Source organism: Leuconostoc garlicum (assembly GCF_001998805.1).
In the GTDB taxonomy this organism is placed as follows: domain Bacteria; phylum Bacillota; class Bacilli; order Lactobacillales; family Lactobacillaceae; genus Leuconostoc; species Leuconostoc lactis.
This window is the reverse complement of sequence record NZ_CP016329.1, coordinates 612,909-620,000: the sequence shown is the minus strand read 5'-3', so window position 1 is coordinate 620,000 and position 7,092 is coordinate 612,909. Positions and strand designations below refer to the sequence as shown.

4 protein-coding genes and 1 rRNA gene (1 of these 5 cut by a window edge) are annotated in these 7,092 nt (G+C 45.1%); all 5 read right to left on the bottom strand.

The genetic code is table 11. The annotated features are described in order from the left end of the window. Positions 1-1,363: ribosomal RNA gene (locus A9176_RS03120) — 16S ribosomal RNA — on the bottom strand (it extends 187 nt beyond the left edge of the window). A gap of 601 nt (positions 1,364-1,964) precedes the next feature. Then, positions 1,965-3,377 (bottom strand): cysteine--tRNA ligase, encoded by a 1,413-nt coding sequence (gene cysS / locus A9176_RS03115; RefSeq protein ID WP_077282111.1) that lies wholly within the window; start codon positions 3,375-3,377, stop codon positions 1,965-1,967. 120 nt (positions 3,378-3,497) lie between these two features. Then, entirely contained in the window at positions 3,498-4,715 is a 1,218-nt protein-coding gene (locus A9176_RS03110; protein WP_029509993.1) for a phosphoglycerate kinase, read from the bottom strand. An 80-nt stretch (positions 4,716-4,795) separates the two neighbouring features. Next, positions 4,796-5,629 carry a glycosyltransferase gene (locus A9176_RS03105; protein WP_077282110.1) on the bottom strand — a complete coding sequence of 278 codons (834 nt, stop codon included), beginning with the start codon at positions 5,627-5,629 and terminating at the stop codon, positions 4,796-4,798. Next, positions 5,626-7,071, bottom strand: coding sequence for a glycosyltransferase (locus A9176_RS03100; protein WP_077282109.1), 1,446 nt, complete (start codon positions 7,069-7,071; stop codon positions 5,626-5,628). The genes A9176_RS03105 and A9176_RS03100 overlap by 4 nt, the downstream gene beginning before the upstream one ends. Positions 7,072-7,092: the final 21 nt, after the last annotated feature.

The window sequence follows — 7,092 nt, the reverse complement described above, 5'->3', positions numbered from 1 at the left end:
CGCGATTACTAGCGATTCCGACTTCGTGCAGTCGAGTTGCAGACTGCAGTCCGAACTGAGACGTACTTTAAGAGATTAGCTCACCCTCGCGGGTTGGCAACTCGTTGTATACGCCATTGTAGCACGTGTGTAGCCCAGGTCATAAGGGGCATGATGATCTGACGTCGTCCCCGCCTTCCTCCGGTTTGTCACCGGCAGTCTCGCTAGAGTGCCCAACTGAATGCTGGCAACTAACAATAAGGGTTGCGCTCGTTGCGGGACTTAACCCAACATCTCACGACACGAGCTGACGACGACCATGCACCACCTGTCACTTTGTCTCCGAAGAGAACACTTCTATCTCTAGAAGCTTCAAAGGATGTCAAGACCTGGTAAGGTTCTTCGCGTTGCTTCGAATTAAACCACATGCTCCACCGCTTGTGCGGGTCCCCGTCAATTCCTTTGAGTTTCAACCTTGCGGTCGTACTCCCCAGGCGGAATACTTAATGCGTTAGCTTCGGCACTAAGAGGCGGAAACCTCCTAACACCTAGTATTCATCGTTTACGGTGTGGACTACCAGGGTATCTAATCCTGTTTGCTACCCACACTTTCGAGCCTCAACGTCAGTTGTTGTCCAGTAAGCCGCCTTCGCCACTGGTGTTCTTCCATATATCTACGCATTCCACCGCTACACATGGAGTTCCACTTACCTCTACAACACTCAAGTTAACCAGTTTCCAATGCCATTCCGGAGTTGAGCTCCGGGCTTTCACATCAGACTTAATCAACCGTCTGCGCTCGCTTTACGCCCAATAAATCCGGATAACGCTCGGGACATACGTATTACCGCGGCTGCTGGCACGTATTTAGCCGTCCCTTTCTGGTATGGTACCGTCGAACTAGAATCATTCCCTATTCTAGCATTTCTTCCCATACAACAGTGCTTTACGACCCTAAAGCCTTCATCACACACGCGGCGTTGCTCCATCAGGCTTTCGCCCATTGTGGAAGATTCCCTACTGCAGCCTCCCGTAGGAGTTTGGGCCGTGTCTCAGTCCCAATGTGGCCGATCAGTCTCTCAACTCGGCTATGCATCATTGTCTTGGTAGGCCTTTACCCCACCAACTAACTAATGCACCGCGGACCCATCTCTAGGTGACGCCGTAGCGCCTTTCAACTTTGTATCATGCGATACTAAGTTTTATTCGGTATTAGCATCTGTTTCCAAATGTTATCCCCAGCCTTGAGGCAGGTTATCCACGTGTTACTCACCCGTTCGCCACTCGCTTGAAAGGTGCAAGCACCTTTCGCTGCGCGTTCGACTTGCATGTATTAGGCACGCCGCCAGCGTTCATCCTGAGCCAGGATCAAACTCTCAATTTAAATGAATTAAATTCATCGTTTGAAGATGTACTCTTCGATTAAACTGACTAATTGCTATATCTCTATAACGACTATCCGTTTATTGTTTGTTACGAATTGACTTCGCAAATTTGTTTTAGTTATTACTGCTAATAACTAGTAACAGATTCGTTTGTTCAAAGTTTTGTTCAGTTTTCAATGTGCTACTTGTTGTCGCTGAGACAACTATACTATCTTATCACGTGGTTGATTACTTGTCAACACCTTTTTTCAAAATGTTTTTTTGTAATCATCCCCGCTGCGCTTTCGCACCGCTAAGACAACTTTATTATTCTACTACGTTGCGTCTCGCTTGTCAACTACTTCTTTCGAAATTTTATTTCAGAAATTTCTCACTGTAACCGCTTGCTTGTCCGCCGCCGTTAGAACATATACTAATATACCGCCTTTATCTCCCTGCGTCAACCCCTTTTTTACTTCTTTTTTACACGTTCGTTTTATCCCTTTCTTACCCTTTTTGTCGTTTTTTTCGTTCGCTTTTTATCCAGTATAAACTAATAAAACTATCTATAAGTTTGTCTTTGTATAAACGTTGACTAATAAAAAAACCGCCAAAGCGGTTTTACTTGGCGCGATGCCATCGCTGCCCTTGCGGTGTATCTTCTATGATAATACCTAATGTCTTAAGTTGCTCACGTAGCTCATCTGATGTTTGGTAGTCTTGCGATGTCCGCGCAATGGCACGGGCATCAATCAAGCGGCGTTGTTCAGCTGTCAGATCTGACGCTCCTGATAACCCATCAATTCCCAAAACACCCATTAGCGTCTCAATTGTCGTTAACAGTGTTGTCACCGTATCATCGTAAACAGTTGTCGCTTCTGCATACGTATTTGCTAATGTAATCAACTCAAAAATTGCAGCTACGGCATTTGGTACATTAAAGTCATCATCCATCGCTAACTCAAAGGCTTCGACCTGTTGTTGGATGGTTGTTTCTAGCACCGTATCTTGACCAGGGACAGCATCTGCTAAGCGGAATTGTAAATTACGGTATCCTGTCCGAATCCGTTCTAGCGCAGCACGTGCCTGTGCCAATGTGTCCGGCGCATAGTTAATTGGCCGCCGATAATGTGTTGTGGCAAGTAAATAGCGAATTGCCATCGGGTCATCGTAATCCGTCAGCATATCATGCAGGGTGGTAAAGTTCCCTAATGACTTGGACATCTTTTCATTATCAACATTCACAAAGCCGTTATGTAGCCAATAATTCACAAATTTTTGACCCGTCCGTGCCTCTGATTGGGCAATTTCATTTGTATGATGTGGAAACGCCAAATCAATGCCGCCACCATGAACATCAATCGTTTTGCCCAAATATTTTTGTGACATGACCGAGCACTCAATATGCCAACCTGGCCGACCATTGCCCCAAGGCGATGCCCAAGAAATCTCATCGGCATCACGACTAGCTTTCCAAACCGCAAAGTCAATCGGATCTTCTTTGCGAGTTTGTTCGTCATCATCTAAGCGGCCAGCAGCATTAGCAGTCATTTCGGTTAAGTCTTGATGGGCCAAAATACCATAACCCTTGAATTGCTTGGCACGGAAATAAACATCCCCTGCTGATTCATACGCATACCCTTTATCAATCAAATCTTGGACAAAGGTGATGATATCTGGGATGACTTCCGTTGCGCGCGAGCGAATCGTTGCAGGTTTAATGTTAAGTGGCAACGTATCGGCATGAAAAGCATCAGCATATTTGTTGGCAATCGTCATTTCATCAACGCCTTCTTCGCGTGCGCGCTTGATGATTTTATCGTCCACGTCGGTAAAATTCGAGACATATTTGACAGTGTAACCGCGATATTCAAAGTAACGACGAATCACATCAAAAGCAATCGCTGATCGCGCATTGCCAATATGGATGTAGTTATACACTGTCGGTCCGCAGACATACATACTCACTTTACCCGGTGTTAGCGGTTTGAAAACTTCTTTTTCTCGAGACAATGTATTATAAACCTGAATCATACGACACTCCTAAATCTTAGTTGACTTCGTTAGTCCTATTATACATGACATCGTCAAAATTATCCGAAGCCGACCTGATCAAAACCAACTAAAAAAACAGCCGTTTGGCTGTTTTAACGTTTACTTTTCTGTAATTGCGGCAATTCCTGGCAATTCCTTACCTTCAAGGTATTCCAATGAAGCACCACCACCAGTTGAGATGTGTGACAATTGGTCAGCAACACCTAATTGTTGTACGGCTGCAGTTGAATCACCACCACCAACAATTGTTGTACCACCGTTTTCAGTGACCTTCACTAATTCTTCGGCAATAGCCAAAGTTCCCTTAGCAAAGTTAGGCATTTCAAAGACACCCATTGGGCCGTTCCAAACAACTGTCTTAGCACCATCCAATGTGTCTTGGAACAACTTCACTGACTTTGGTCCAATGTCTAGTCCCATGTAACCATCAGGGATACCGGCTGCTGCATCAACAACTTCTGTCTTGGCATCATTTGAGAAAGCATCAGCGGCAACTGAATCAACTGGCAAAACAAGCTTGTCGCCAGCTTCCGCCATCAATTCCTTAGCCAATTCAACCTTATCTGCTTCAAACAATGAGTTGCCAATCTTGTAGCCCTTTGCAGCATCAAAAGTATAGGCCATCCCACCACCGACAATTACCTTGTCGGCCTTTTCAAGCAATGACTTGACGATTTCAATCTTATCTGAAACCTTGGCACCACCAATAATGGCAACAAACGGACGCACTGGGTTTGCCACAGCGTCACCCAAGAACTTGATTTCCTTTTCCATCAAGAAGCCAGCTGCTGCTTGTGACACATTTGCTGAAATACCAACGTTTGAGGCATGGGCACGGTGTGCTGTACCAAAGGCATCGTTGACGAAGATATCATCACCCAATGATGCCCAGTACTTACCAAGTTCATCATTGTTCTTTGATTCATGCTTTGTTTCTTGGCCGTCTGCAACGTCTTCAAAACGTGTATTTTCAACCATCAAAACTTCGCCATCCTTCAAATCTGCAACAGCAGCTTCAAGTTCAGCACCGCGTGTTTGTGGGACAAACTTCACTTCTTGACCCAACAATTCACCCAAACGCTTAGCAACTGGTGCCAATGACAAATCCTTCTTATCGTCTTCAGACTTGATACGACCCAAGTGTGAGAACAAGATCGCACGTCCACCATGCTCAAGTACGTACTTGATTGTTGGCAACGCTGCCACAATACGGTTATCGTTTCCGATAACGCCTGCCTTGATTGGCACGTTGAAGTCAACGCGCATCAATACTTTCTTACCTGAAAGTTCCAAATCTGAAACAGTCAATTTAGCCATGATAGCCTCCAAAATTTTATTCTTACATACCTATTATAGAACAAAATCCCAACGTTGTGTTGGGATATGTGAAAAGGTATTCAAATTGTGACGACTTGGACTTTTTGCAACGGTAATCCTAGGACTTGCAGTGCTTGGTAGTCCTGTTCTGCCACCCGTATCGTGGTCACTGGATGAGTATCATCACGTAAAATATCTGCTAATTGTGCCCGTAAACGCCCTTTGGCATCTAGTACCCCATCTACCAGTGTTAATGTCGTCTGTTTTGGGACAAACGCCAATGTGCGATCTAACTGCGTCACATTAAATTGTGCCTGTGGCCAACGCTGGCACACCGCAGCTAAATAACTAGCAGCAGACGCATATTTTTGATCATACGCATACACAAAATTACGGTGCCCTTCAAAGTAAAAATCACGCACCTGAACAGTTTGTTTGCCAAAATAAAAATCGGATTGTTGCAACTCACCCGCACTAAAATATTGTTTGGCAAATAACGCCCCATTACGCTGGTAGATTTCTTTATAGTCTACTTTACCCGCTAAATCTAGCCAAATCACCGCTTGGACAAACCGTTGCGCATCATTGAACCAACGCACCCGCGCACGATCATAACCGTGACTCACAATATGTTTGGTCCAATCACTATAAATCAAAAATTGCGCATCAGCTGGTACCGGAAAATCCGTCCACCAAATACCCGTCGTGTCATCAATAGCCGTTAAGTACCGTTGCGCATACATATCATAAACTTGCTCTGGCAACAGTCCTAATTTTTTCACAAGATGAACCGCGTCTTCATGCGGTGTTGCCAGCCACAAAGCGTCACTTTTCCCCGTACGTACACGCTCAATTTGCCAAGCAACGCCTGGTACATCACTATAAGTTAAGGCATTAATCATTTCAATCCTCATGTCAAAGCCTCCACTAAACGCCCCCACTGCCTGGCAATATCAGCATTGAGAAATGCACTTGATCGTCGACTAGCACCACGCGATAACGCATCATAGTTATCAAAAATGCGGCGCATGGCCGCAGCCAAATGTGTGATGTTCTGTGCTTCAGCCGTGGTTTGTGGCTCAAAGGCCGCCAAATAGCCGTTCTCGCCGTCACGCACTAAAGTTTGTGCCCCATAGCGATTCGCATAAGTTGCAATTGGCAGTCCTAAACTCATCGCCTCTAGGTAAGCCAGCCCAAAACCTTCGGAATAAGAAGCAGAAACAAACGCATCATACTGCTGCATGTCTGCTAACATATCCTGACTCAACCCTTTTAGCGTCACGACATCTGCTAACTGATGCGTTTGGATGAATTGTGCTAGGGGGGCATATTCTTGTCCCACACCATAAATTGCTAAAGTTAGGGGCATCCCCGCATCACGTAATTGTTTGACGGCCATTATGACATGCGTTAAATTCTTTTCGACGTGTAAACGTGCTGCGGTGACAAATTTAGCCGTGGACCCTTGCCAATGACGCGCCGGCGCAATCGCCGGCACCCCACCAACTGGTATCACCACGATTTTATCAGCAACATCCGACACACCTAGCGTTTGTAACTGCGATAGGATATCTTCACGCTGCTGATGCGTTGAGACAATAATGACATCGACGACAGCTAAATGATCAAATAAGTATTGATAATAAGTATTCCAAAGTGGATGGCCGTTAACAAAACCAACAAAATGCGCCGCATGAATGACCACCCCCAGCTGCAATGGCGAACCGGCCTGCTTCAAACTAATTAAGGCTGCTTCATGTGAGACACCACGATCAACAAAATAAACATTTTGGGTAAAATAACGTTGTAATTCCGCAAAGAAAAAGGTGAGCAACTCTTCCTGCGTTGTGAATAAGTAGTGCTGACCGCGAAAGTTATCGACATGGATATTGACAGGACGCTTACCATTTTCGCCATCATATTGATAATGCCAAGTCACACGATGTTGCTGATTTTCAAGTATCACGCGATCATCAACCACAATATATTCACCGTCTCGTGTCCGACGCTTTCGGCGTTGGATCGTTTCTGTATACCGACCAGTGGCTTGTCTAAACAGTAGTCGTTGTGTTTGCTCAGTATCCCAAAGCGATTCTTCATAATAGACTTGTGGCTGACGCGTCCCCTGTTGTAGATAATCATCTGGGTCATCACTTAACAAATAGTCATAAAGTCCAATAACTTCATGTTCAGCCAGTTGCCATTCTGACATATGTTGATGTAACTGTGGTAAATGGTCAGTAAACACCAACTTAAACGGCAAGCCTTGTTCACGAAAACGGGCCGCACGATAAAACTGGGCATGTTCGACACCACTATTGCTATGGCCAATGCCTTGATTGACAAAAAAATACATGCGTAAATTCACCCTCCTGTC

Bases quoted from the DNA above. Each gene is read 5' to 3' on its own strand.
- cysS (WP_077282111.1), bottom strand. From the start codon at position 3,377: ATGATTCAGGTTTATAATACATTGTCTCGAGAAAAAGAAGTTTTCAAA.
- A9176_RS03105 (WP_077282110.1), bottom strand. From the start codon at position 5,629: ATGAGGATTGAAATGATTAATGCCTTAACTTATAGTGATGTACCAGGC.
- A9176_RS03110 (WP_029509993.1), bottom strand. From the start codon at position 4,715: ATGGCTAAATTGACTGTTTCAGATTTGGAACTTTCAGGTAAGAAAGTA.
- A9176_RS03100 (WP_077282109.1), bottom strand. From the start codon at position 7,071: ATGTATTTTTTTGTCAATCAAGGCATTGGCCATAGCAATAGTGGTGTC.